We start from the raw sequence: 25,179 nt of genomic DNA, 5'->3' as shown, positions 1-25,179 counted from the left end.
GCCGAACCCGCCCAACCCGCCTCAGTGCGGAATCATCCACTGCAAGAAATTCTGCTGCAGCCACACCAGCACACCAAGCAGCACCGTTAACAGAATCGAATGCTTGAAGGTTTTGGCGAACACCACGCCTTCCTTGCCTTTGAGTTCGGTGGTCGCCACCCCGGTCGAGATGTTCTGCGGCGAGATCATCTTGCCCATCACGCCGCCCGACGAGTTCGTCGCCGCCATCAGAATCGGGTTGAGATTCAACTGATTGGCCGCCACCACCTGCAGGTTGCCGAACAGCGCGTTGCCCGACGTATCGCTGCCGGAGAGGAACACCGCGACCCAGCCGAGGAACGCCGACACCAGCGGAAAGAATGGTCCGACCGACGCGACGCCCAGCCCGAGCGTGTACGTGAGCCCCGAGTAGTTCATCAGATACGCGAGCCCGACGATGGTCGCCACCGTCAGGATGGCGATGCGCGTCTGCACCCACGTGTCGGCGATGGCCGCGCCGAACTCGCGCGGGCTCAGTTTGACCACGAACGCCGTGATGAGCGCGGCGACCAGAATGGCGGTGCCGGTGGCGAGCGGCTGGAAGTCCCACACCGCGCCGTACGGCGTGTTGTACAGCGTGATGAACACGGCCTTGTCGAGGCCGGGCCACGGCACCTTGACGTCGCCGATCAGGAAGATCTTCGCCACGGTCCAGACGATCACCACCACCGACACGATGATCCACGGATACCAGCCCTGGCCGCCGCCGATCTTGCCGCGCACTTCGCCCACGCGGTCGATGTTGATCGCGAACTTCGGATCCGCCGCCGGCTTCCAGACGCGCAGGAAGGCGATCGTCAGAATGAGCGAGACCATCGACGACAGCACGTCGGTCAGGCTGTAGTTCACATAGTTGGACGCGACGAACTGCGTCAGCGCGAAGCTCGCGCCCGACACCAGCAGCACCGGCCACACCCGCAGCATGTTGCGAAAGCCCGCATAGACGCTGATCACGTAGAAGGGCAGCAGGAAGGCGAAGAACGGCAACTGGCGGCCGACCATCTTGGCGAGCGAATCGGCCGGCAAATGCGTGACCGCGCCGAGCACGGTGATCGGCACGCCGAGCGCGCCGAACGCGACCGGCGCGGTATTGAAGATCAGCGTGAAGGTGAGCGCTTCGAGCGTGGGAAAGCCGAGCAGAATCAGCAGCGAACTGGTGATGGCGACCGGCGTGCCGAAGCCGGAAATCCCTTCGAGCAGCGCGCCGAACGAAAACCCGATCACCACCAGCACCACGCGCCGGTCGTTTGGCAGGTTGTCGATCATCCACATGCGAAAGGCCGCGAAGCGGCCCGAGCGCTGCGAGATGTTGTAAAGCAGGATCGCGGTGAACACGATCCACATGACCGGCCAGCAGGCGAACACCGCGCCGGCGACCACCGAATCGACCGCGAGTCCCACTGGAAACTGCCAGACAAGGATCGCCACGATCAGGCCGACGATCAACCCCGCAAGCGACGCCTGCCATGCCGGCCGGCGCGCCCAGCCAAGCAGAAGCAGCACGACGATGATCGGTAACGCCGCGACTAGAAACGATGGCAATAGCGAATTGCCGACCGGAGTGAGTAGTTGGTGAAACATCACGTCTCCTTCGTTGTTGTTCGGACTCGACGCGGCACTACGCACTACGGGACGCGTCGATCTGGCATGACGGATGGGCGTCCGCGGCACGTGGAAGCGGCCGGGATCGCTTATTTAAACAGGTACTGCGTGCGGCCTACCAAGCATAGAACCCAGTCGGGCCGCGTCAAGAAGGGAAACTACGGGCGATGCGGATGGGCGCTGGGAGCGCGTCTTGCGCGGGTTGGGCGGCGCGGCACGCACTGCGCGATGCCGTGCAGGCACCGCACGGCCGGAATCCGCCGTGCGAGCGCATCGAGTGAAGATCAGGAACCTGGACTGCGCCGGCGGGCGTCAATGCCAATGGCCGTGACCGCCCCATCCACCGTGGCCGCAACAGTAGCCACCGAAGCCGAAGCCGATCGAGACCGATGGTCCATACCAGCCCGGATAGCCGTAATAAGCGGGATAGACCGGCGGCGGGTAGTAGGCGGGATAAGGCGGCGCCACATAAACGGGCGGGGCGGCGACCGCGTAGGTCGGAGGCGGGCCTTGCTGGCCCGTCTGCGCCTGTTGTTGCTGCTGCTGTTGTTGCAGTTGTTGCGCGCCGGAAGAATCGTCTTGCCCGACCGGCACCGCCTGCTGGGTACCGGCTGCGGGCACCGTGGCGTAGTATGGATAAGCTCCGCCCGGATAGTAACCGTACGGGTAATAGCAACCGGACAAGGTGAGTACACAGACCGCGCCACCCAGCGCCATGCCTGTTTGCGAAAGACGCGGGAGAGACCTGGAAAAGCGCAGCGGCAACCGCTGGCCGATCGCGCACACCGTATTGATGAGGCGGGACTTCATGACGCGCTCCTGGTTGAATCGAACGCCGCCATTAGGGGCGTCACGGCACCAGCTTACGCCGTCGCCGCGCCCAGAGGATTGCAAAACCGTAACGGCTTATTTCACCTCGTTGCAGCGCGCTTCGCGATCCGAAGCGAGGGCGCGTCACTAGTGTTATCCGAGAGCGGCTGCGCGAGCAATTCGTGCGCCGGGCGTCGCACAACTCACGCTTGCCTCATACATAAACATAGCGCGATGACCCGCCGTACCCCTTACTTGCCCACCTCGTGTCCGATGACCCCGCCCGCCGCCGCGCCACCAATCGTCGACAGCGCATTGCCGCCGATCGCCGCGCCTGCCGCGCCACCCAAGCCCGCGCCGATTGCCGTATCGCGCCCCTGACGGCTCATGCCTTCGCATGCGGAAAGGCTCACCACGACTGCCACGATGGCCGCAAACGTACCGATTTGACGTATCGATTTCATGATGTCGACTCCAGTAGTTATGGTTGGAAGTACACCCGTCCTTGCATTTGATGTTATCGCCGCCTCCCGTATCCGGATGTATGCGCTTGTCAGCGAACCGACGGTTTCGTAATCAAATGTTTCCCGTCGTCCAGCACGCGGCGTGCCCGGACGACATAAACGCAAAAGCCCGCCAGTGGCGGACTTCGATGCTGCGACGCAGTGGTCTGGCGGATCGAGTGGCGTAACAACGACGCTCGATCCGCGCCCCGAACCTTACTGCCGCTGATAAATCTCAGCGCCTTTCTTCATGAACTCGATCGACTTCACTTCCATGCCTTTCTTCAGCGCTTCGTCGTCGGTGACGCCTTGTTGCGCGGCGAACTCGCGCACGTCCTGGGTGATCTTCATCGAGCAGAAGTGCGGGCCGCACATCGAGCAGAAATGCGCGACCTTGGCTGAGTCCTTCGGCAGCGTTTCGTCGTGGAATTCGCGCGCCTTGTCCGGGTCGAGACCGAGGTTGAACTGGTCTTCCCAACGGAATTCGAAGCGCGCCTTGGAGAGCGCGTTGTCACGCACCTGCGCGCCCGGATGGCCCTTCGCCAGATCGGCGGCGTGCGCGGCGAGCTTGTAGGTGATGATGCCGGTCTTGACGTCGTCCTTGTTCGGCAGCCCAAGGTGTTCCTTCGGCGTGACGTAACAGAGCATGGCCGTGCCGAACCAGCCGATCATCGCCGCGCCGATGCCCGACGTGATGTGGTCGTAGCCCGGCGCGATGTCGGTCGTCAACGGTCCGAGCGTGTAGAACGGCGCTTCGTCGCACCATTCCAGCTGCAGGTCCATGTTCTCCTTGATGAGCTGCATCGGCACGTGGCCGGGGCCTTCGATCATGGTCTGCACATCGTGCTTCCAAGCGATCTGCGTGAGTTCGCCGAGCGTCTTCAATTCGCCGAGCTGCGCTTCGTCGTTGGCGTCGTAGATCGAGCCGGGACGCAGGCCGTCGCCGAGCGAGAAGGCCACGTCATAGGCCTTCATGATTTCGCAGATGTCTTCGAAATGCTCGTACAGGAAGCTTTCCTTGTGGTGAGCGAGGCACCACTTCGCCATGATCGAGCCGCCGCGCGAGACGATGCCCGTCATGCGCTTGGCCGTGAGCGGCACGTATTGCAGACGCACGCCCGCGTGAATCGTGAAGTAATCGACGCCTTGCTCGGCCTGTTCGATCAGCGTGTCGCGGAAGATTTCCCACGTCAGGTCTTCGGCCTTGCCGTTGACCTTTTCGAGCGCCTGATAGATCGGCACCGTGCCGATCGGCACCGGCGAATTGCGGATGATCCACTCGCGCGTTTCGTGGATGTGCTTGCCGGTCGACAGATCCATCACTGTGTCGCCGCCCCAGCGGATCGCCCATGTCATCTTGTCGACTTCCTCGCCGATCGAGGACGTCACCGCCGAGTTGCCGATGTTGGCATTCACCTTCACGAGGAAGTTGCGGCCGATGATCATCGGCTCGCTTTCCGGGTGATTGATGTTGTTCGGGATGATCGCGCGGCCGCGCGCCACTTCCTCGCGCACGAACTCCGGCGTGATCGCCGTGAGGCCGTTCGGACCGAACGCGCTTGCGCCGAATGCCTGGCCCGGATGTTGGCGGCCCATCATCGCCGCGAGCTTTTCGCCGTTCGGGCCGCTCGTCTTGAGGCTCTCCAGATACTCGGCGCGGCGCTGGTTCTCGCGAATCGCGATGTATTCCATTTCCGGCGTGATGACGCCTTGACGCGCGTAGTGCATCTGCGAGACGTTCTTGCCGGCGATCGCGCGGCGCGGCGTACGGTGCAGGCCTTGGAAGCGCAGATCGGCGGTGGCCGTGTCGGCGGCGCGTTCGCGGCTGAAGTCGCTCGACAGACCCGTCAGCGCTTCGGTGTCGCCGCGTTCTTCGATCCAGGCCTGGCGCAGTGCGGGCAGACCGGCCCGAATGTCGATTTTGGCTTCCGGATCCGAGTAGGGGCCCGACGTATCGTAGACATAGACGGGCGGATTCTTTTCGCCGCCGAAGCTGTCGGGCGTGTCGGCTTGCGAGATCTCGCGCATCGGCACGCGGATATCGGCGCGCGAGCCAGTCACGTAGACCTTGCGGGAATTCGGCAGCGGCGCGACAGCGGCTTCATCGACGTGGGCGTCGGCGGAAAGGAACTTCGGATTGGCGTTCATCTGTATCTCCTATGCAAAGCTATGTGGGGCCGCTAAGCAGGAGACGAGACGGAAGTAGTCGGAATTCGCGAGAGATGAGGCGATAGAGCTAGGGTGCGAAATCCGTACGCTTCCCTGCGCTGGCATTATCCAGATCAGGTTCAAAGGGTATTTCTCACCCACGCAGCACGGACCTCCAACCTCCGTGCGACGCAGGACCCCCGCGTTAGCAGCGCACACGATACACCGGCCGCCCGCTGCTTGGCAACCCATCTTGAAAAGTCGGATGATGGATATAACAGCGGGCCGCCACGCACTTTTCTTGAATTGACGGGGCAGCCGGAGCTATTGCGGCAAAAATTTTGCGTTGCGCGCGAGCGTTGCTTACAGCGTGAAATCGTCGGCGGCTTCGGGTTGAAACAGGATCTTTTCCAGCTTCAGCACTTTCTCTGTGCCGCTTGGCGGCGTGAAGCGGATGCGCTCGCCGCGTTTGGCGCCGAGCAAGGCGAGGCCGGCGGGCGAGAACACATTCAGGCGGCCGTGCGAGAAGTCCGCATTGGGCGGATAAACCACGGTCCAGGTCATGTGCTCGCCGCTGGTTTCGTCGACCAGCGTGGCTTGCGAATTCATCGTGACGACGTTGGCCGGTATCTCGCGCGACTCGACGATCACGGCGCGTTCCAGCACGTCGTCGAGCATGTCTTGCAAACGCGTGTCCGCGCCGGGCGCGGCGGCGTGTTTCTCGAGACGGGCGACGTCGAGTTCGGTGAGGTAACAGGTTTTGGTCTTTTTCACGAGGGGTACTCCAATTCGATCTGCATTTGAGGGGACAGCGTGCGGATGAGATCGGCCCGGAGCCCGACAACGCGGCCCAGGCAATGGAGCGAGCAGCGTTAGATCGGGCGCCGGGCGGCGTGGAGCGGGAGCGTTCGGGACGGCTCACCGGCGCGACGCGGCATGAGTTCCGCGCGCGCGCAACCGGTTGCGCGACGGGGGCGCAAGCGGGAGAAGGCACGGGAAGTCGGAAAGCGCATCGAGGTAGCCGGCAGGTAGCGAAAGAGAGTGAAGAGGGCGCCGCCATCAATCTGAATGGGCGCGATCGAAAGCTCAATGTTAGCACGGGGTCGTGCGTCCCTCGACTCGGTCGAGTTTCAAGAAAAAAGTTGGAAACGGACTGTCATAACCGGCCGTGCGATTCGACAAACGTGCAGATCCTGATCGGAGCACGTCATGCAAACCGCCGCACCCCGCCGAGACTGTCGGCGCTTCACCCGAATCATCGCGCTCGCTCTCGCGCTGACCATGCTCGCGGCCAGCGGCCTCGCGACCGCGGCCGGCGCCATCTGCAGCGCGCATAGCCCGGCGCATCGCGTGGCGCTGGTCGAGCTGTACAGCAGCGAAGGCTGCAACAGCTGCCCACCCGCCGATAACTGGCTGAGCCAATGGAAGAACAGCGGCGCGGCGCAAAGCGTGGTGCCGTTGGCGCTGCATGTGGACTATTGGAACAGCCTCGGCTGGACTGACCGCTTCTCGCAACATCGCTTTACTGAACGTCAGCAAACGCTCACCGATCTTGCCGGCGGCCACACCATCTACACGCCGGAAATCTTTGTCTCCGGACGCGAATTGCGCAGCTGGTCGCAACGCGACAGTTTTCAGAGCCGCGTCGGCAAGGTCGTCGCCGAGCCGGCGCAAGCGAATGTCGCGCTGGAGCTCAAAGGGCAGGCGCCGGGCGCGTTCAATGTCGCGGCGCAATTCACCAGCAAGGCAGCGGACACAGCGGGTCAACTGGACGCCTACCTCGCCGTTTATGAAAACTCGCTGAGCTCGCAAGTGGGCGCCGGCGAAAACAGCGGCGCCACCTTGCATCACGAACGAGTCGTGCGGCAATGGATCGGCCCGGTGCCGCTGGTCGCGGGCAGCGCGCAGATCCGCCGCGATATCCGCATCCAGGACACCGCCGCGGATGCCAACGTCAACGCGCCCGCCGACCGGTTCGGTGTGGTCGCCTTCGTCGAAAACGCGGCGACCGGCGAGGTCCTGCAGGCGGCCGAACTGGCCGCGTGCCCTTGATCGCCGCCTCTGCGCACACAGGAGATTCTCATGGCAACTCATCATGCTCTTCGCGACAGCGCGCCACCGGCCAAGCCGGAAAGCAGTGCGATCCATCCGCTGTGGGTGCGTCTCACGCATTGGCTCAACGCGCTCGCGGCCATCGTAATGATGCTCTCGGGCTGGCGCATCTACGACGCCTCGCCGATCTTCCCCGCGTTCCGTTTTCCTACCGACATCACGCTCGGTGGCTGGCTCGGCGGCGCGCTGCAATGGCATTTCGCGGCGATGTGGCTGCTGGTCTTCAACGGCTTGCTGTATCTCGCGTTGAACCTCGCAAGCGGGCGCTTCGTGCGCAAGTTCCTGCCGGTGTCGCCGCGCGCCGTGCTGCACGATTTCATCGCCGCGTTGACCGGCAAGCTGTCGCACGCCGACCTACGCGTCTATAACGCCGTGCAGAGATTCGCCTACCTGTTCGTGGTCTGCGATCTGATCGTGCTGGTGCTCTCGGGTCTCGCGATCTGGAAGTCGGTGCAGTTTCCGCTGCTGCGTGAACTGATGGGCGGCTACGACAACGCGCGCATCGTCCATTTCTGCGCGATGTCGCTGATGGCCGCGTTTATCGCCGTGCATCTGGTGATGGTGGCGCTCGTGCCGCGCTCGCTGCTCGCCATGTTGCGCGGACGCTGAGCCATCTATCCGCGTAAGCAAACGTTACGGATATCGAATCATGAACAAACCCGCTCGAAACCCCACTCGCTCCATGGGCCAGAAACTCGACCGCGAATCGATCCTGATCGACGCCCGCCGCGAACTCGCGATGCCGTCGCGGCGCCTGTTCGGCAAACGGCTTTTGACGCTCGGCGGCCTGTCGATGCTGACCGGCTGCTCGCTCACCGACGACGACTCGGTCAACAAGTTTCTCACCGCCGTCTCACGCCTGAATGACCGCGCGCAGGCCGCACTGTTCGATCCGAAGCAACTCGCGCCGACCTACACCGAAGCGCAGATCACGCGGCCGTTTCCGTTCAACGCGTTCTACGGCATCGACGACGTGCCCGAGGTGAACGGCGCCGACTACCGGCTGAAGATCAGCGGACTCGTGACCGGTCAGCGTGTCTGGTCCTTGCCCGAGCTGTACGCGCTGCCGCACGCCGAGCAGATCACGCGGCATATTTGCGTGGAAGGGTGGAGCGCGATCGGCCGCTGGGGCGGCACGCCGTTCAGCGACTTTCTGCGGCGCATCGGCGCGGACACCAGCGCGAAGTACGTCGGCTTCAAATGCGCCGACGACTACTACGAAAGCATCGACATGCCGACCGCCCTGCATCCGCAGACGCTGCTCACGTTTTCGTACGACGGTGAGCGTCTGCCCGCGAAATACGGCTTCCCGATGAAGCTGCGCATGCCGACCAAGCTCGGCTACAAGAATCCGAAGCACATCGTCGAGATGTTCGTCACTAATACGTACCCTGGCGGCTATTGGGTCGACCAGGGCTACAACTGGTTCGGAGGCTCCTGACGCGCGCGGGTCGGCGCCGCTGAAACGGCTGCGCGACCCCAGGCGGCAGAAGCTTCGGAAATACGCCGGCTAGTGCTCTGGCCGGTTCTGATTCATCCATAACACTCGGAGTCATCTCATGAAAAAGTTTGCAATCGCAGCACTCGCCGTCGCTCTCCTGACCAGTGGCGGCGCCGCATTCGCCCAGGCAAGCGGCGCCATGTCCAACGATGCGATGTCGAAGGACACCATGTCGAAAGATTCCATGTCCAAAGACAGCATGTCGAAGGACGGCATGAAGAAGAACACGATGAAGCACGACAAGATGAAAAAGGGCGACGCGATGGGCATGAAGCACGAAGCGTCGGGCGCGATGGCCAACTGAGCCGTCCTGATAATGCGAGCTGCATAGCTCGGACGCGCCGTTGGCCTGCGCGACAGAAAAGCCGGGGCACGTCCCCGGCTTTTTGTTGCAAGTACGCCAAAAAGTTACGATTCTTTCAAGCGACGCCGTGGGCGCTTACTGCATAATGCGATGCGCGCCGACCATTCGGCGCGTGTTCGCCGTGGCCCGATTTCTACCGATCGCCGCGGCGTTGTGGCCCCATTGGCCATCTATCGTCCTTCCGTTCCACCGACATGTCCGCCAGCCTCGCCCGTCAGACCGCATCGCCGATGCGGTGTCCGCCATCCCGCAGCAGGGTCTTCAGCGGGGGCGCAGCACCTCGAGCGGCATGGGCGGGTTGAACGCATGTCGCTGCAACTCCCCAATCTTTTTTCGCGTGGTTTCCCGATCCGCTTGCCGCAGTCGCGCAACGGGCAGATCGCGCTCGCGCTCGCCGTCGTCTATCTCGTGTGGGGTTCGACGTATCTCGCCGTGCACGTCGCGCTGGGTTCGTTTCCGCCGCTGCTGCTCTCGGGGCTGCGCAATCTGTTCGCCGGCATAGGGCTGTTCGTGTTCGCGGCGCGCCGCAAGCCGGTCTGGCCGAGCGCCGCCGAAATCCGCAATGCCGGCCTCGTCGGCACCATGCTGGTCGGTTTGTCGAGCGGCATGCTCGCCTATGGGATGCGCACCGTCGGCACCGGCACCGCGGCGGTCATGGTCGCGACCGTGCCGTTATTCGCGACGGTGATTGCGGCGGTGGCGGGGCGCAAGTTCGGCCGCGGCGAGTGGTTCGCGGTCGGCCTCGGTTTGGTCGGCATTGCGATTCTCAGCCACGGCGACAGCGCGCCCGGCTCGGCGGGCGGCAGTCTGGCGATTCTGTGCGGCGCGCTTTTCTGGGCGGGCGGCGCGCATCTGGCCGGGCGTCTGAAGCTGCCCTCGGACCTGTTTCTCTCGACGTCACTGCAAATCGGGCTGGGCGGCGCGATGTCGACACTGGTTGCGTGGGTCTCGGGCGAGCGGATGCTCGAGGTGCATTTCCTGCCGGTGCTGGCGTTCATCTACCTGATGCTGATCGGGACGATGGCCGCCTACGTCGCGTACGGTTTTCTGATCCGGCACACCAGCCCGATCATCGCCAGCAGCTGCATGTACGTGAATCCGGTGGTGGCCGTGGCGCTCGGCGCGCTGTTGCTCGGCGAGCCGGTGACTCACTCCACGGTGATCGCGACCATTGTGATTCTGACGAGCGTGGGGCTGTCTTTCTGGCTCGATTACCGGAAGAAGGGACTCGCCTGAGTTTCGCTTGAAGCGGGCGACGGCCAGTTACAGCGCCGCCGCCACTTCCGCGCCTTCGCGAATCGCGCGCTTTGCGTCCAGTTCGGTCGCGACCTTCGCACCGCCGATCACGTGATAGCGCGGACCGTTACCCTGATCCGTTTTTCTCACCTTCGCGTCCGCTGCCGTCTGCGGATGCAGATCGCGCAGTGATTCCTGGCCCGCGCACACGACGATCGTGTCCACTTCCAGCCATTCCTCGACGCCTTCACGCGCGATTTTCAAGCCGCGCGCGCTGATCTCCCGATACGACACGCCGTCGAGCATCTTCACACCGTTTCTCGCCAACGTCGCGCGATGCACCCAGCCGGAAGTCTTGCCGAGTCCCATACCAAGCTTGCCGGCCTTGCGCTGCAACAGCCAGATCTGCCGCGGCGGCTGCGCCGGCGCGGGCGGCTTGAGGCCACCGCGTTCCCGCACGGCCAGATCGACACCCCATTCGTCGAGCCACGCGTCGCGGGGCATCGGCAGCGGCTCGCCCGCGCGATGCAGCAGAAACTCGCTGACGTCGAAGCCGATGCCGCCCGCGCCGATTACGGCGACGCGCTGGCCGACCGGCGCGCCGCGCAGCACGTCGACATAAGACAGCACGTTCGGCCCGTCGATGCCGGCAATCGACGGCCGCCGCGGCACGATGCCGGTGGCGATGATCACGTCGTCGTAAGCGCCGGCGGCGAGCAGCGCGGGATCGACGCGCGTGTCGAGGCGCACGTCGACGCGGTGTCGCTGCAACTGGCTCTGAAAATAGCGGATCGTCTCGCTGAACTCTTCCTTGCCCGGCACGCGCATCGCCAGATTGAACTGGCCGCCGATCGTTGCGCTCGCATCGAACAGTGTCACGCGATGCCCACGCGCGGCCGCCACCGTCGCCGCAGACAATCCCGCCGGACCCGCGCCGACGACCGCGATCGAACGCGCGGCCCGCGTTCCGGCGACCGGCCGGTAGATCAGTTCGGTTTCGCGCCCCGCGCGCGGATTGACGAGGCACGTCGCGCGCTGGTTCTTGAACGTGTGATCGAGACAGGCCTGATTACAGGCGATACAGGTGTTGATTTCATGCGTGCGTCCTTCGGCCGTCTTCACGACGAACTCGGGATCGGCCAAGAGCGGCCGCGCCATCGATACCAGATCGCCAGCGCCCTGTGCGAGCAGTGCTTCGGCGACGTCGGGCGTATTGATGCGGTTCGACACGATCACCGGCACCTTGACCGCGGCCTTCAATCGCGCGCTCAGCGTGGCGAAGGCGGCGCGCGGCACCGAGGTCACGATGGTCGGTACCCGCGCTTCGTGCCAGCCGATGCCGGTGTTGAACATCGTCACGCCGGCGGCTTCCAGCGCCTGGGCGACCTGTACGGTTTCGTCCCACGTATTGCCGCCTTCCACCAGATCAATCAGCGAGATCCGGTACACGACGATAAAGCGTTCGCCGCACACCGCGCGCACCCGCTCGACGATCTCGCGCGCGAGCCGCATCCGGTTTTCGATGCTGCCGCCGTAGGCGTCGGTGCGCCGATTGGTGCGCGGGCAGAGGAACTGGTTGAGCAGATAGCCTTCGCTGCCCATGATCTCGATGCCGTCATAGCCCGCGCGTTGAGCGAGGCGCGCGCAGCGCGCGTAGTCGCGCACGGTCTTCGCAATGCCGGCGATGCTCAGCGCGCGCGGCTTGAACTTCGAGATCGGCGATTTGATCGCGGACGCGGATACGACGAACGGTTGATAGCCATAGCGGCCCGCATGCAGGATCTGTAGCGCGATCTTGCCGCCTTCGGCATGCACGGCCTCGGTCAACTTCCGGTGATTGCGCAGATCAAGCACGGAATTCAGCGTGCCGCCGAACGGCAACAGCCAACCCTCGCGATTCGGCGAGATGCCGCCGGTGACGATCAGGCCGACGCCGCCCTTCGCGCGCTCGCGGAAATACGCGGCCAGCTTCGGGTAATTCCAGAAGCGGTCCTCCATGCCGGTGTGCATCGAACCCATCACCACGCGGTTGCGCAAGCGAGTGAAGCCGAGGTCGAGTTCGGCGAGTAAGTGTTGGTAAGACATGCGGAGGACCATGTAAGTATTGGGCGCGCACGAACAATACACCGCCCGGCGTGCCATCCCTCCGAGGAAAAATTCTAATCCTCGCAACTCGTTGCTCCGTAAGACATTCTTCAGCCGCCACCAGCCATATCGAAGCCCGCGGCACACGCATTGCTCGAAGCGAACGTCCATCGACACGGACCGCGCCGTTCGGAAAAGTGGCGCGATGTGCAGCAGGGATAGGAGGGGGTGCTCATTTCGCAGAGCTGGCCTGAACCGTTCGTATGACCAACGAACAAGGTGCCGGACGGCGTGTTGTGCGAAGCGGGACGTCCACAAAATCAATGGGCCGCGAGCCCGACAAATCAATAAAGGTGAACATAATGAAACTGATCCGAACCATGGTGGCGATGGCTGCCGTTGCATCCGTTCTGAGCGCATGCGGTGGCGGTTCTGACGACGTAGGCAAGGAGCTCGGGCTGACCAATCCGGAGATCCATTTCATCCATGCGATTCCCAGCGGCCCGGCAGTCGACTTTCTCGTGAACGGCACTGCGCCCTCGGGACAGACGAACATCAGCTATAAAGGTGTGACGAACCTCACGAATATCAACACGGGCGCGACCACGGTCGCTTACTCGGCGACCGGCACGACGACGGCGCTCGCGAGCGGCAGCTTTCCCGATGTCGCGAAGGGCCACGAATATACCGTGCTCGCATTGCCGGGTTTGGCTGCGCCGGACATCGGCCTGATCGACGATCCGTTCGACAAGGGTCTGCTCTCGAATAGCGCGCGTCTGCGCGGCTTCAACGCGTCGGCGAACGCGACCAACCTCGACCTGTATCTGGTCCAGTCCACTTCCACCGACATCGCCAACGTCTCGCCGACGATGGCCGGTGTGGCCTTCAAGAACGCGGTGCCGGCGAGCGGCCAGGATTCGATCTACGTGTCCGGCGGCACCTACGTGCTGATCGCGACCGCGGCGGGCAGCAAGACGCCGATCTTCCAGTCGCCGGCCTTCACGTTGTCGAACAATGCCGACTGGCTGGTGACGTCGGTGCCGATCGCCGGTGCGCTGAGCCAGCTCGTGCCGGGTCAGATCCATCTGCTGGTCGCGCAGAACGGCAACACGCAAACGCCGAGCGTCGAATTGACGAATACGCTGAACGGGCAATAAGGGCTGACGGAAGCGCGAACAGCCGCGCTAACAAAAGCGCACTCAATAGGCGGCAAGTCCTGGGGAGGACGGGGCGGCGATCCACGCGAGTGGGTCGCCGTTTTGTTTGCGGCTTTGGCAAACAGATGCGGCTTTGGCAATCAACCGTAGCTCAGACAAAGACCCGCGGCTTCAGCAAACTCCCGCGAGGAAACCAAGAAGAAACGCCAAAGCGAGCGCACAAAAAACCCGCCACGGTTTCCCGCGACGGGCTCTCACAATCCTGCAATCCAGGCGCAGCAAAGCGTCCGGCGTCTGCTTGGTTTTTTACGCTGCTTACTTGGCCTTTTCAGCCGAGTTCGTGATGGCGTCGCCACCCTTCGAAATATCCTGCCCAGCCCCCGCCATCGTGTTGCAACCGGCGAGCGCAGCTGTCCCTGCAATGAGAAGCAAAGCGATCAGTCGATTCATGAAAGTTCTCCTTGTCGAGAATGCATTGGTTGACGTGCCCATGTTGTACGGCACGCGCCAGCTGAGCTAGCTGTCGTCCGACCGGGGCTTACGCCAGTCGATCCGGTCTGATTGCATGGTAAAAAAAGGGCGGGGGCGGCGCTGTCGGCTGGGCTGCGATTTTCTTGTAGGCGTGCTCCGGTGTTTGCGTCGGTGCACTCCTACAAGCCTGCCGGCAGCGTGCCGCAAGCCCGTCCTAGACGGAGGTGCGCGAAGGCGTCGCCGGCGGCAGATCGATCGAGGGCGTCGCGGTGCTGACGCTCGGCATCTCCACGTGGATGTCGGTGCCGTTCGGCACGCCGCGCCGGATATCGAAGCGCCCACCATGCGCGGCGACCCGCTGGCGCATGCCCAGCAGCCCGTGCGTGTGCGTGCGCTTCAGATCGGCCGGCATGATGCCGACGCCGTTATCGGCGATATGCAGCGCCACCTGGCCGTCGCCGACCTGCAAGGCGATCGATACCTTCGACGCTCGCGCGTACTTGGCGGCGTTCGTGAGCGACTCCTGCGCGACGCGGAACAGCGCGATCTCCGTTTGCTCGTCGAGCTTGATGTCGTCGGCGGGCAGATGCAGTTCGAGCGTCCAGTTGTTGCGCTGCGCGGCTTCGTCGGCGAGCGTGCGCAAGGCGGTGACGAGCCCGAAGTTGGCCAGCACCGTAGGCCGCATGTCTTCGATGATGCGGCGCTTGAGCGCAATGCCCTGGTCGAGATTGGCGAGTGCCCGCTTGAGTTTCTCGGAGATGTCCGGCTCGCTGTCCTTCAGCTTGCGGTTGGCCCACGCCACGTCCATTTTGCTCGCCGTCAGAATCGCGCCGAGTTCGTCGTGCAGCTCGCGCGCGAGCTGGGTTTTCTCGTTTTCGCTGACCGCCTGCAAGTGCCAGCCGAGCGCTTCGAGCTGCCGGGTGCGTTCGTTGACGAGCTGGTCGAGGCCTTCCTGTTGTGTGATCAATTGACGCTGCACGCGTGCCTGACGATCGATCTGAATGCCGAGATTGCGAAACAGCAGAATGAACAGCACGATGTTCAGCGCCGAGAGGCCCGCTGCGCACAGCGTGGAGATGCGCTGATCGCCGCGGCTCGCGGCCAGCGCGTGTTGCGCGCGGCGTTCCTCGTTGTCGCGCAGCAGCGAGAGCGTGCTGTCCACCAGCGACGCGTCGGCCGGACTGGCCTCGCTCGCGCTGCCACAGGCGGACAGATCGAGCGGATGCGGCGCCGCACGCTGCAGCGCGGACGCGCCCGCGCCGATACGCGCCTCGATCAGTCCAAGAATCTGCGTGAAGCTGGCGAGCTCGGCGCTGTCGGCTTTGCCGCCGCGGTAGAAGCGGTTCAACTGCTGTTCGCTCTGGCGGATGCGCACGGCGGTCGCACAGAACTCGTGCGCGGCGGCGTCCTGCTTCGTCAGAAGAAAATCGCTTTGCTGGGCGCTTAGGCGCGATAACTGGCTTGCGAGCGTGCTCAGTTGCACGGTGACGTCGCGCGCTTCGAGCGCGGTCTCGTACTCGGCGGCAATGCGCTGGCGCGCGGTCTCGAGAATCACGAGGCCGCCCACGGTAATCACGATCGCCACCGTCATGGCGATCGCCCAGCTGCGATTGCGCATCCAGTCGCTCAGCCGGGTGGCGGCCCCAGGATTGCCCGCGTCCGGCACGTTCTGCACATTTGGCACATTCGGCTCCTCTGATGGGGCATCAGTGTAACGTCCGCCGCGTTCGGCGACGGTGCCGCTCTCGCGCGGCCGTCGCGGCGCAGCACGCGGCGGTGGTGTGGTGGACACGCTCACCGTAACGCTGCCGTAATCCAATGTAAGCGGATTCTCACACGAAAACCGGCGTGCGTCGGAATGCGCCTCGCGTCGCTGATCGATAGGATGGACCTGATCGTTCAATCAATGTTTCGGGAGGAAGCCATCATGCTGAAATGGGCGTTGTTCTTCGCCGTCATCGCGGTGATCGCCGGTCTTCTCGGCTTTACCGGTGTAGCGGCGGGCGCGGCGGCGATCGCGAAGTTCCTGTTCATCGTGTTTGTGATTCTGTGCGTGGTGTTCCTCGTGCTGGGGTTCGTAGTGACGAAAAAGATCGTCGATTAGCGCTGCTCAAATGAGGAAGTCGCGAGCCGCGCCTTCGAAGCTTCGAGAACGGTTCGCCAGTCGACGTCGTACGCCAATGCCACGCAGATACAACAAGAAGGAGAGTCGCCATGCTTCACTATGCCATTGTCTTTTTCGTGATTGCGATCATCGCCGCCGTGTTCGGCTTTACCGGCATCGCGGCGGGTGCGGCCGAAATTGCAAAGATCCTGTTCTACATTTTCCTCGTCGTATTCGTGGTTACGCTGCTGCTCGGCGTATTCCGAACGTAGACGGGTGGTCATTCGCAGCAATGATCCCTTGTGCCGGCGCATCAGGCGCGATTCGTGCGTGATGCGCAGTTCCCCCAATACCGGATAAAGGAGAAATTCAATGTCGAAATCACCTGGCGCCCAGGGCGCGGCATCTCAATCTCGCGATCCGTTCGTGATGGACCTTAAAAAGATCCGCGAAGACGCACGCAAGCACATGTCCGACGGTCCGGTCACGCAAACCTATGGCGCGGATCGCGAGACGGTGCTGAAGCTGTGCAACGACGCTCTGGCCACCGAAATCGTCTGCGTGCTGCGCTACAAGCGGCACCACTTCATGGCGAAGGGCATCAATTCCGAGGCCGTGGCGGCGGAGTTCGCCCAACATGCCGCAGAGGAACAGCAACACGCCGACAGCATTGCCGAGCGGATCGTGCAACTCGGCGGCGAGCCGGATTTCGCGCCGGACGGTTTGAAGACGCGCTCGCATTCGGAATACAAGGAAGGCGACAATCTCACGGACATGATCAAGGAGAACCTGATCGCCGAGCGGATTGCGATCGACACGTACCGCGAGATCATTCGCTATCTCGGCGAGAAGGACGTGACCACGCGTCGTATGTTCGAAGATATTCTCGCCGTCGAAGAAGAGCATGCCGACGATATGGCGGATTTGCTGGCTGGCCGTGAGTAAGCGGCGGCGCAAAAAAACGTAGAAGCGAAGACCCTACAGAAGGACCGTAACAAAACGGCGAGCGGCGGCTCCATGCAACACGGCCCGCTTAGCCGGTTCAGGCAGCGCGGCGGACGGCGCAGCGGGCGCGGGTGGGTCTGGAAGTTTCCCGCGCCGGCACGCGCCGCCCGGTTTTCCAGATCCGGCAGACGTCATGCCGGAGATCATTACAATGTCTGCTTTGGAGCGATTCCATTGCGTGGACACCTAAACCGATGATTCGAGTGTTGATAGCTGACGACCATGCGATCGTCCGAGGTGGCTTCAAACAGTTCGTCGCTGACGAGCCGGATATGTGCGTCGCGGCCGAAGCGGCCACCGGCGACGAAACCATCAGCCTCGTGCGCGAACAGGCCTTCGACGTGGTGCTGCTCGACATCGCGATGCCGGACAAGAACGGCATCGACACCTTGCGCGTGATCAAGCAGGTGCGCCCTGAACAGGGTGTGCTGATTCTGTCGGGCTACCCGGAGAGTCAGTACGCGATCAATCTGCTGCGCGCGGGCGCGAATGGTTATCTGAACAAGGACTGCGAGCCCGAGGAGATCGTGCGGGCGATTCGCGCGGTGGCGCGCGGGCATCGCTATCTCTCCGAGGCGGTCGCCGACACGCTCGCCAACAATCTCGACAAGCCGGCCGCGGGGCGTCCGCACGAAGCGCTCTCCGAGCGCGAATTCCAGATTTTCTGCAAGCTCGCGGCGGGGCAGATTCCCACTGAGATCGCGGAGGAATTGCATTTGTCCGTGAAGACGGTGAGCACTTACCGGGCTCGCGTGCTGGAGAAAATGCGGTTGGCGAACAATGCCGATCTGACTTATTACGCGATCAAGAATGGCTTGATCGAATAATGGACGATCGAGATATTCCGATGAACAGCGAATCGAACCCTGTTGCCGAGCCAGCCCAACACACGCCGTTGCGTGTGTTGCTGATCGAGGATTCGCCGCTGATCCGCAGAAGTCTCGTGGAAACGATCGACGCCTCCGGCCTGCTGAAAGTCGCCGCATACGCGGATTCCGCGGATCAGGCTATCGCCCTGTTGAGCGACGAATCTTTCGACGCGGTGATCGTCGACTTGCAGTTGAAGCAGGGCTCGGGCGTGCCGGTCCTCGCTTATTTGCAGCGTGAAGGATTGATCGACAAGGTGTTCGCCGCGGTGCTGACCAATCACGCGTTGCCCGCGTATCGTGAGCGCTGTGAGCAATATGGCGTGCGCCACTTTTACGACAAGTCGTTCGAATTCGACCGCGTAATCGACGCGTTGCACGAATACGCGTCCGCGCGAAGCAGCAAATAAGCGCTTCGCGCAACTGCCGCGTTAGCTGTTCGCGCGCGCGGGAAGCGCCAGATGATTCCACGCCGAGAGCCCCGCGAATACGATCCCGGCCACACTCACACCGATCCATCCAAACGCCGGCCAGACCGCTGCGCCGACGGCGGAGCCGAGTGCTCCGCCAATGAAATACGCCACCATGTACACCGTGTTCACGCGGCTGCGCGCGTCCGGCTTGAGTGCGTAGATGCGCGACTGATTGGAAATCTGCGCGGCCTGCACGCCGATATCGAGAATGATCACGCCGACTACGAGGCCCGCAATGCTCGTCGCCGATGCGCCGAATACGACGAACGAAATCGCCACCAGCACGATCGAAAGAGTGATGATCGCGCGCGGTCCGCGTCGATCGGAAAACTTGCCGGCGAGCGGGGCGGCCATCGCGCCGGCCGCGCCGACGATGCCGAATAGGCCGGCCGCCTGCGGCCCGAGATGAAACGGCGCGCCCGCCAATAGCAAGGCCAGCACCGACCAGAAGATGCTGAACGCCGCGAACAGGCCCGCGCCGGTGAGCGAAGCTTCGCGCAGTTCGCGAAGCTCGACGATGAGATGCCACATCGAGACCAGCAGCTTGCCGTAGGGCAGCGTCGACGTCGGCTGGCTTTTCGGCAGACGCGCCATGATGACGGCCGCTAGCACCAGCAACGCGACCACGGACGCGCCGAAGACCGCGCGCCAGCCGAAATATTCGGCGATCACGCCCGAGGCCGTCCGCGCCAGCAAAATCCCCAGCAGCAAACCGCTCATCACCATGCCGACCGCGTGGCCACGTTCGGACGGCGGCGCGATTTCCGCCGCGAACGGCACTGCTTGCTGCGCGATGGTGGCGAGCACGCCGATCGCCAGACTCGCGACGATCAGCACGGTCAGCGTCGGCGCCGCGGCTGCCACGACCAGCGCGACGCAAATGGCGGCGATCTGCAACAGGATCAGACGGCGCCGGTCGAAACGGTCGCCGAGCGGCGCAAGCAGCAGCATGCCGGCGGCGTAGCCGAGCTGCGTGACGGCCGGCACCGCGCCGACCCACGACGCGCTGCGCGGGAATGATTGGCGGAAGTCGTCAAGCAGCGGCTGGTTGTAATAGATGTTCGCAACCGAGACACCGGCAATGGTGGCGAGCAGAAACAGCAGGCCGCGCAACGACCGGTCGGCGGAAGCGGGAGTGGACGCGTTGGAAGTGGACATGAGAGGGGACAGTCGACGGACCGGCCCATGCGCGGTCCTCAAGCGTGCCGATCATACCGGAGCACGGCGGATCGTGCTGACGGCGGCGGGCGGAGCGACAAGGCGGACACCGATCGCTTGAGAATGCCTTGCCGACAAAATGAGATGGTCGTTCGGCTTTCGTTCGTAGAATCGGCGCGCCTTTAACCGACCGACGACTACTAGAACGACTCCATGACCTCGATCACGAAACACGAACCTCGACGCATCGGCGGCTCGCTGCTCGTCGCCCTGATTTGCCTCGCGGCGTGGGCGCTCCATACGGCAATCGCGATGCGCGATCCGCTCAAACTCATGCTCGAATGGGAAGTGCTGGCCGTGTTCGCGCGGCCCGAAACGCACGGCTGGTATCGCACCGTGATCGCGATGGTGGGCTGCGACGTGCTCACGGGCGTGTTCGTCGTCGCGGGCATCGGCTGGCTGGCGCTGCTTGCGTGGCGCAAGTCGGCGCGTTTTACCGTGCATGTCCAGGCGTGGCTGCTGGCGATTGTCGTGTTGCGCACCGGTGCATATCTGCTCGGCGATTACATGACGCACGCAGCCGGCGTCGACATCACCATTCCATACGACGGCTTCATTCAGGCTCTCGTGGCGGCCGCGCTCGGGATTCCGTATTTCAGGTCGTCCCGGCGCGTGCATGAGACGTTTATCGGCGCGTGAGCCGTGCGCGTCAATCGATCAGATCGCCCTCGGGCTCGTAGAACGGATACGGGCCATCGGTTTTTTCCACATACGCGTGGTGCGTGACGATGCCGGTCGCCGTGTCGTAGCGATGCAGCGCGTACGCGGGCGGTTCCATCATGAACGCCGACGGCGCATCCTCGCGCAGATCGAGCGCGACCTGATGCGCGGGCGCCGGCACCGCGGACGCGATCGTGCCGCCGAAACGCACGAACATCGGCCGGTGCACATGCCCGCAGATCACCCGCTCCACGTTCGGATAACGCGCGATCAACGCCGCGAGTCTGTCGGCGGCGGTGGGATCGAGCCGCAAATCGTCCATGTGCCCGATGCCGCACGCAAACGGCGGATGATGCAACGCGACCACCGTTGGTTTGCCTTGGGCCGCGTCGAGTTGCGAGGCGAGCCACGCGAGCCGCGCGTCGCACAGCGTGCCGGCGCTTTGGCCCGGCACCATCGAATCGAGCGCAATGATTCGCAGCGGGCCGACATCGACCGCGTATTGCACGAACTCGCCGCCGCTCGCCAATTCCTTGCGATCGGGAAACGCGGCGCGCAGCGCAGCGCGTTCGTCGTGATTGCCGACCAGCATGAAATAGGGGATCTCCAGCGGCGCGAGCAGTGTTTTGAGGTGCTCGTACTGTTCCGGATCACCTTGATCGACGAGGTCGCCGGTCATGATCACCGCGTCGGGACGCGGTTCGAGCGCATTGAGGGCGGCGACGCAGCGCGCGAGATAGGCGCCGGTGTCGACGCGGCGGTAAGCGAGCGCACCGGGCCGTTTGATATGCAGGTCGCTAATTTGAGCCAGCAGCATGGGGATGTCCTTGTTATAGCGCGCCATTGAAACAGCGCGGCGTCATTACGATAGCGCAATCAGCGCGTCCTGCGCGATGGAAATGCCGACCGGCGTGCCGCGCGCCAATTCCACGCGACCGGCCACGTCGATCAGCAACGCATCCGGCGCGGCGCCGCCGACCGTCAGACGCGTGCGTTCGCCGAGAAACGCGGTGCTTTCGATGTGGCCGCGCAATTGCGCATGAGCCGGATCGGCAAGATAAGCGTCTTCCGGGCGGAAGAAAATCTCGTGCGCCGAGTTCGCGTGCGTCGAGCCCGCGGGCAGCGGCACGGCGCCGCCGGTGGTCGTCAGCATGCCGTCGCGCCGCTCGCCCGCAAGCCGGTTGATCGTGCCGACAAACTGCGCGACCGTCCGGTTGGCGGGGCGGTAGTAGATCTCACGCGGCGAGCCGATCTGCTCGATGCGCCCCGCGCTCATCACGACGATGCGGTCGCCCAGTTCCATCGCTTCGGCCTGATCGTGCGTGACGTAGACGGTCGTGATGCCCAACTCGCGCAGCAGCGTGTTCATCTCGCTGCGCAAGGCGTCGCGCAAACGGGCGTCGAGCGCCGTCAAAGGTTCGTCGAGCAGCAGCACGCGCGGCTGCACGGCGAGCGCGCGAGCGAGCGCCACACGCTGACGCTGGCCGCCGGAAAGCTGATCGATCGGTTTGTCGGCGTGAGCGGTGAGACGCATCATGCCGAGCAATTCGTCGACGCGTTGCCGCGCCGTCTCAGTGGGCACGCGTTTGATCTTCAAACCGTAGCCGATGTTGCCGCGTACCGTCAGATTCGGAAACAGCGCGTAGCTCTGGAACACCATGCCGACCTGGCGCTTTTCGATCGGCAGGGCAGTGACATCGTCGTCGCCGAACGCGATGCGGCCGCCGGCATCCGGTGTTTCCAGACCCGCTATCATGCGCAGCGTCGTGGTCTTGCCGCAGCCGGACGGGCCGAGCAGCACCAGCGTTTCGCCGGCGTCGATATGCAGGTCGAGCGGTTCGAGCACGCGCGTGCCGCGAAACGTTTTGGCGCACTGCGTCAGCGTGATGGGAACGGAAGCGAGTTTCATGGCGTGATGGACTTCGAAGGAGATGCAGCGGCGCGTTTTTTCGCCGCACTGCGCTGGCCGGTCGCATCGACGCCGAGCCATTGCATGGCGACGAGCAGAGGCATCGTCATGATGAAAAACAGAATCGTATAGGCGCTGCCGATCTCGATGCGCAACGACGCGTAGGTGTCGGCGAGACCGACCGGCAGCGTCTTGGTATCGGGCGTGTGCAGCATCCACGTGAGGTTGAACTCGCCGATCGAAAGCGTCAGCACCGCCAGCGCGCCGGCCACGATGCCGGGCCGCGCGTTCGGCAGCACGATCGTCACGAAGCGCTGCAGGAAGCTCGCACCGAGACTCGCCGCGCCTTCCTCGAGCGTGCGCAGATCGCTGCTCGCGCACACCGCGGCGACTGCCCGCACCATGAACGGCAGTGTAAACACCACATGCCCGACGACGATGAACGCCACGCTCATGCGGAACATCGTGAAGCCGCCGTAGACCACCAGCAGTGCGAGCGCGGACGCGAGCCCGGGCAGCGCGATCGGCAGCACCAGAAACTCTTCGATGATGCGCGAGAGCCGCGTCTTGCTGCGCGCGAGCACGTAGCCCGCGGGCACGCCGGTCAGCAGCGTGATGAGCAGGGTCGCCGCGGCCACTTCGAGCGAGAGAAACACCGAGCCGTGATACTGCGTCCACACTTCGCCGAGCCAGCGCAGCGTGAGTCCGCTGGAGACGCCCTTGAAGTAGTTGACCGTCAGGCCCGCCATGATCGACATGACGACCGGCACGATCAGGAACGCGCACAGCAGCAGCGTGACGGCCCATTGACCGGCTGCGAGCCACGTCCTCGTATCCCACATCCGCAAGCGTGAGCGCGGCTTGGTGGACGGTTGCAGAGAGGCGGTGACGGAATTCATCGGAGCGTTATCCGGTTGCGAAACCTCAGGTTTTGAAACGCCGCTCATGCGCTTGCCGCCACGGCCGAACCGCTCACGCTGCGCGCCAACGCCAGCACGGCCCACGTCACGATGCCGAGCACGATCGAAAGACCCGCGGCCGTCACCATGTTCGCGTTGAGGGTGAACTCGGTGTAGATGGTCATTGGCAGCACGTCGATGTCGGTGGCGAGCGTGAAGGCGGTGCCGAACGCGCCCATCGCGGTGGCGAAGCACACCGCGCCCGCCGCGATCAGCCCGGGCGACAACGCGGGCAACACGATGTCGCGCGTGATGCGCCACGGCGACGCGCCGAGCGAACGCGCGGCTTCTTCGAGCGACGCGTCGAGTTTGGTCGCCGAGGCCATCACGGTGACGATCACGCGCGGAATGGAGAAGTACAGGTAGCCGAGAAAGAGGCCGCTCATCGAATACGCGAACACCCAGCGGTCGCCCGTGAGTTTGAGCGAAAGCGCGCCGATCAGCCCCTGGCGTCCCGCCAGCATGATGACCATGAAGCCGACTACCACGCCGGGAAACGCCAGCGGAAAAGTAAGCAAGGCAAGCAGCGTGCGTTTCAAAGGAAACTCGCGACGCGCCAGCAGCAGACCCGCGATCACAGAGAGCACCAGCGTCGCCGCCGTGACCGCCGCGGACAACAGCACGGTCGCGCCGAGGCTCGACATGTAGCGCGGATTCATCAGCATCGCGCGATAGGTGGCGAACGCGTGGCCGTCGCCGCTCAACTGCGCGAGCGCGCCCATGGGCAACAGCCAGAAGGCGATGAACACCGCCAGCGCCGGCGCGATCAACGCGATGCGCCAGCGCAGCGGGAACGTGACGTCGTTCAATGCATCACCTGCAGATAACGCTCGCCGAAGCTCGACTGCTTCTCGGCCATCTTGCCGAAGTCCACCGGTTTGGCGCGCGCATAGTCGCTGGCCGGCAGGAATTTCGCGGCGGTTTCCGGGCTCATCGCGTTCGCGCGCACCGGACGCAGATAGGCTTCGGCCCACAGCTTCTGGCCTTCGTCGGAGAGCACGAAGTCGAGCACCTTCTTGCCGTTCGCTTCGTGCGGCGCACCCTTCACGAGACTCATCACGTACGGCACGGAGATCGTGCCTTCCTTCGGAATCACGAATTCGACATTCGCGTGATCCTTGTACTTCGCGCGATAGGCGTCGAAATCGTAGTCGAGCAGGATCGGAATTTCACCGGACATGACGCGCGCATAGGCGGTCTGCTTCGGCACGATCGGCGCGTTGGCCTTCAGCTTGCGAAACCAGTCGAGGCCCGGCTCGAAGTTATCGAGCGTGCCGCCGAGCGCCTGATTCACCGCGACCGCACCCGCATAGCCGACGAACGCGCTCGACGGATCGAGGTAGCCGATCATGCCTTTGTACTCAGGCTTGAGCAGGTCGGCCCAGGAGCGCGGCACGGGCTTGCCTTCGAGCGCGTCCTTGTTGACGAAAAAGCCCAGCGTGCCCGAGTGGATCGAGAACCAGTAGCCTTGCGGGTCTTTCATGTTGGCGGGAATGTCGTCCCAATGCGCGGGCTTGTACGGCTGGATCACGCCCTTGTCCTTCGCCTGGAAGGCCGACGAGACGCCGAGATACACGACGTCGGCAACCGGGCTCTTCTGCTCGGCCATCAGTTGCGCGATCGACTGGCCGGAGTTCTTGTTGTCGAACGGCACGCGAATGCCGGTCTTTTGCTGGATCGCCTTGATCTGGCTCGCCCAGTCGGCCCATTCAGGCGGGCAGTTGTAGCAGATCGCGGTTTCGTCGGCGCGGGCGGCTTGCGGTGCGATTGCGGCGAACGCGGCGGCGACCATCATGCCAGCCGACAGCGCGGCAGCCGTGGAGCGCGCGAGGCGGCGCCAGAGCGGTTTGATTGGCGAAGCGAATGGTTTGGAATAGCGGATCACTGCGGGTCTCCAGGAGAAGAAGCGAGCGGGTGGTTCGGGTTTTGGGGTGGGTGACTCAAAGTCGTCTTGCGG

The 25,179-nt window shown here is 63.7% G+C and carries 26 protein-coding genes and 1 riboswitch; of the genes, 12 read left to right on the top strand and 14 right to left on the bottom strand.

What is annotated here, in order from left to right; genetic code table 11:
• Positions 1–21: 21 nt before the first annotated feature.
• The 5 genes from P0D73_RS14325 to P0D73_RS14305 all read right to left on the bottom strand — a co-directional run bounded on the left by P0D73_RS14325 (position 22) and on the right by P0D73_RS14305 (position 5,876).
• A complete protein-coding gene (locus P0D73_RS14325; RefSeq protein WP_132373760.1) occupies positions 22–1,620 on the bottom strand; it encodes an L-lactate permease in 1,599 nt (532 codons plus the stop codon).
• Positions 1,621–1,953: 333 nt separating this feature from the next.
• Positions 1,954–2,451, bottom strand: a complete 498-nt coding sequence (locus P0D73_RS14320) for a hypothetical protein (RefSeq protein WP_408180107.1) — start codon at positions 2,449–2,451, stop codon at positions 1,954–1,956.
• A gap of 251 nt (positions 2,452–2,702) precedes the next feature.
• Positions 2,703–2,915: a YMGG-like glycine zipper-containing protein gene (locus P0D73_RS14315; RefSeq protein WP_408180108.1), complete on the bottom strand. Its 213-nt coding sequence runs from the start codon at positions 2,913–2,915 to the stop codon at positions 2,703–2,705.
• A 255-nt stretch (positions 2,916–3,170) separates the two neighbouring features.
• Positions 3,171–5,102, bottom strand: a complete 1,932-nt coding sequence (thiC, locus tag P0D73_RS14310; protein ID WP_408180109.1) for a phosphomethylpyrimidine synthase ThiC — start codon at positions 5,100–5,102, stop codon at positions 3,171–3,173.
• A gap of 93 nt (positions 5,103–5,195) precedes the next feature.
• Positions 5,196–5,314: riboswitch (TPP riboswitch) on the bottom strand.
• 151 nt (positions 5,315–5,465) lie between these two features.
• Positions 5,466–5,876, bottom strand: coding sequence for a GreA/GreB family elongation factor (locus P0D73_RS14305; RefSeq protein ID WP_132373763.1), 411 nt, complete (start codon positions 5,874–5,876; stop codon positions 5,466–5,468).
• Between the two features lie 435 nt (positions 5,877–6,311).
• Between P0D73_RS14305 and P0D73_RS14300 the strand changes: the two genes are divergently transcribed.
• From P0D73_RS14300 to P0D73_RS14280, 5 genes are all read left to right on the top strand, one after another.
• On the top strand, positions 6,312–7,154 hold the full coding sequence (locus tag P0D73_RS14300) for a DUF1223 domain-containing protein (protein ID WP_408431713.1): 843 nt from the start codon (positions 6,312–6,314) through the stop codon (positions 7,152–7,154).
• 30 nt (positions 7,155–7,184) lie between these two features.
• Positions 7,185–7,823 carry a cytochrome b/b6 domain-containing protein gene (locus P0D73_RS14295; RefSeq protein ID WP_408180111.1) on the top strand — a complete coding sequence of 213 codons (639 nt, stop codon included), beginning with the start codon at positions 7,185–7,187 and terminating at the stop codon, positions 7,821–7,823.
• A 40-nt stretch (positions 7,824–7,863) separates the two neighbouring features.
• A complete protein-coding gene (locus P0D73_RS14290) occupies positions 7,864–8,655 on the top strand; it encodes a molybdopterin-dependent oxidoreductase (RefSeq protein ID WP_408180112.1) in 792 nt (263 codons plus the stop codon).
• Between the two features lie 118 nt (positions 8,656–8,773).
• Positions 8,774–9,019, top strand: a complete 246-nt coding sequence (locus P0D73_RS14285; protein ID WP_408180113.1) for a pentapeptide MXKDX repeat protein — start codon at positions 8,774–8,776, stop codon at positions 9,017–9,019.
• Between the two features lie 366 nt (positions 9,020–9,385).
• Positions 9,386–10,315 carry an EamA family transporter gene (locus P0D73_RS14280; protein ID WP_408431710.1) on the top strand — a complete coding sequence of 310 codons (930 nt, stop codon included), beginning with the start codon at positions 9,386–9,388 and terminating at the stop codon, positions 10,313–10,315.
• A gap of 27 nt (positions 10,316–10,342) precedes the next feature.
• Here P0D73_RS14280 and P0D73_RS14275 read toward each other — a convergent pair whose 3' ends face one another.
• Positions 10,343–12,400: an oxidoreductase gene (locus P0D73_RS14275; RefSeq protein ID WP_408180114.1), complete on the bottom strand. Its 2,058-nt coding sequence runs from the start codon at positions 12,398–12,400 to the stop codon at positions 10,343–10,345.
• Between the two features lie 362 nt (positions 12,401–12,762).
• Between P0D73_RS14275 and P0D73_RS14270 the strand changes: the two genes are divergently transcribed.
• Positions 12,763–13,557 (top strand): DUF4397 domain-containing protein, encoded by a 795-nt coding sequence (locus P0D73_RS14270; protein ID WP_132373770.1) that lies wholly within the window; start codon positions 12,763–12,765, stop codon positions 13,555–13,557.
• Between the two features lie 315 nt (positions 13,558–13,872).
• On the opposite strand, the gene P0D73_RS14265 is transcribed toward P0D73_RS14270, so the two are convergent.
• Both P0D73_RS14265 and P0D73_RS14260 read right to left on the bottom strand, forming a co-directional pair.
• Positions 13,873–14,007 (bottom strand): entericidin A/B family lipoprotein, encoded by a 135-nt coding sequence (locus P0D73_RS14265; RefSeq protein ID WP_091792786.1) that lies wholly within the window; start codon positions 14,005–14,007, stop codon positions 13,873–13,875.
• Positions 14,008–14,242: 235 nt separating this feature from the next.
• Positions 14,243–15,712, bottom strand: a complete 1,470-nt coding sequence (locus P0D73_RS14260; protein ID WP_408180115.1) for a sensor histidine kinase — start codon at positions 15,710–15,712, stop codon at positions 14,243–14,245.
• Between the two features lie 243 nt (positions 15,713–15,955).
• Between P0D73_RS14260 and P0D73_RS14255 the strand changes: the two genes are divergently transcribed.
• From P0D73_RS14255 to P0D73_RS14235, 5 genes are all read left to right on the top strand, one after another.
• A complete protein-coding gene (locus tag P0D73_RS14255; protein WP_132373772.1) occupies positions 15,956–16,132 on the top strand; it encodes a DUF1328 domain-containing protein in 177 nt (58 codons plus the stop codon).
• Between the two features lie 110 nt (positions 16,133–16,242).
• Positions 16,243–16,404, top strand: coding sequence for a DUF1328 domain-containing protein (locus P0D73_RS14250; protein ID WP_006052455.1), 162 nt, complete (start codon positions 16,243–16,245; stop codon positions 16,402–16,404).
• A gap of 100 nt (positions 16,405–16,504) precedes the next feature.
• Positions 16,505–17,077 (top strand): ferritin-like domain-containing protein, encoded by a 573-nt coding sequence (locus P0D73_RS14245; RefSeq protein ID WP_132373773.1) that lies wholly within the window; start codon positions 16,505–16,507, stop codon positions 17,075–17,077.
• A 254-nt stretch (positions 17,078–17,331) separates the two neighbouring features.
• Positions 17,332–17,964 carry a response regulator gene (locus tag P0D73_RS14240; protein WP_408431708.1) on the top strand — a complete coding sequence of 211 codons (633 nt, stop codon included), beginning with the start codon at positions 17,332–17,334 and terminating at the stop codon, positions 17,962–17,964.
• Between the two features lie 20 nt (positions 17,965–17,984).
• Positions 17,985–18,413: a response regulator gene (locus P0D73_RS14235; RefSeq protein WP_408180116.1), complete on the top strand. Its 429-nt coding sequence runs from the start codon at positions 17,985–17,987 to the stop codon at positions 18,411–18,413.
• 21 nt (positions 18,414–18,434) lie between these two features.
• Here the strand turns inward: P0D73_RS14235 and P0D73_RS14230 are convergent, their stop codons facing one another.
• Entirely contained in the window at positions 18,435–19,634 is a 1,200-nt protein-coding gene (locus P0D73_RS14230; RefSeq protein WP_408431706.1) for an MFS transporter, read from the bottom strand.
• A 213-nt stretch (positions 19,635–19,847) separates the two neighbouring features.
• Here P0D73_RS14230 and P0D73_RS14225 point away from each other — a divergent pair, with 213 nt between their 5' ends.
• On the top strand, positions 19,848–20,333 hold the full coding sequence (locus P0D73_RS14225) for a DUF2569 domain-containing protein (protein WP_408180118.1): 486 nt from the start codon (positions 19,848–19,850) through the stop codon (positions 20,331–20,333).
• Positions 20,334–20,343: 10 nt separating this feature from the next.
• On the opposite strand, the gene P0D73_RS14220 is transcribed toward P0D73_RS14225, so the two are convergent.
• The 5 genes from P0D73_RS14220 to P0D73_RS14200 are packed head-to-tail and all read right to left on the bottom strand — an operon-like array spanning position 20,344 to position 25,017.
• Positions 20,344–21,171 (bottom strand): phosphodiesterase, encoded by an 828-nt coding sequence (locus P0D73_RS14220; protein ID WP_408180119.1) that lies wholly within the window; start codon positions 21,169–21,171, stop codon positions 20,344–20,346.
• Positions 21,172–21,216: 45 nt separating this feature from the next.
• Positions 21,217–22,263, bottom strand: coding sequence for an ABC transporter ATP-binding protein (locus P0D73_RS14215; RefSeq protein ID WP_408180120.1), 1,047 nt, complete (start codon positions 22,261–22,263; stop codon positions 21,217–21,219).
• Positions 22,260–23,162: an ABC transporter permease gene (locus P0D73_RS14210; RefSeq protein ID WP_132373780.1), complete on the bottom strand. Its 903-nt coding sequence runs from the start codon at positions 23,160–23,162 to the stop codon at positions 22,260–22,262. The genes P0D73_RS14215 and P0D73_RS14210 overlap by 4 nt, the downstream gene beginning before the upstream one ends.
• Before the next feature lie 44 nt (positions 23,163–23,206).
• Positions 23,207–24,031 (bottom strand): ABC transporter permease, encoded by an 825-nt coding sequence (locus P0D73_RS14205; RefSeq protein ID WP_408180121.1) that lies wholly within the window; start codon positions 24,029–24,031, stop codon positions 23,207–23,209.
• Entirely contained in the window at positions 24,028–25,017 is a 990-nt protein-coding gene (locus tag P0D73_RS14200) for an ABC transporter substrate-binding protein (protein WP_408180125.1), read from the bottom strand. The genes P0D73_RS14205 and P0D73_RS14200 overlap by 4 nt, the downstream gene beginning before the upstream one ends.
• Positions 25,018–25,179 lie beyond the last annotated feature (162 nt).

The organism is Paraburkholderia sp. RL18-101-BIB-B (assembly GCF_046026985.1).
In the GTDB taxonomy this organism is placed as follows: Bacteria; Pseudomonadota; Gammaproteobacteria; order Burkholderiales; family Burkholderiaceae; genus Paraburkholderia.
This window is presented reverse-complemented; position numbering and strand designations above follow the sequence as displayed.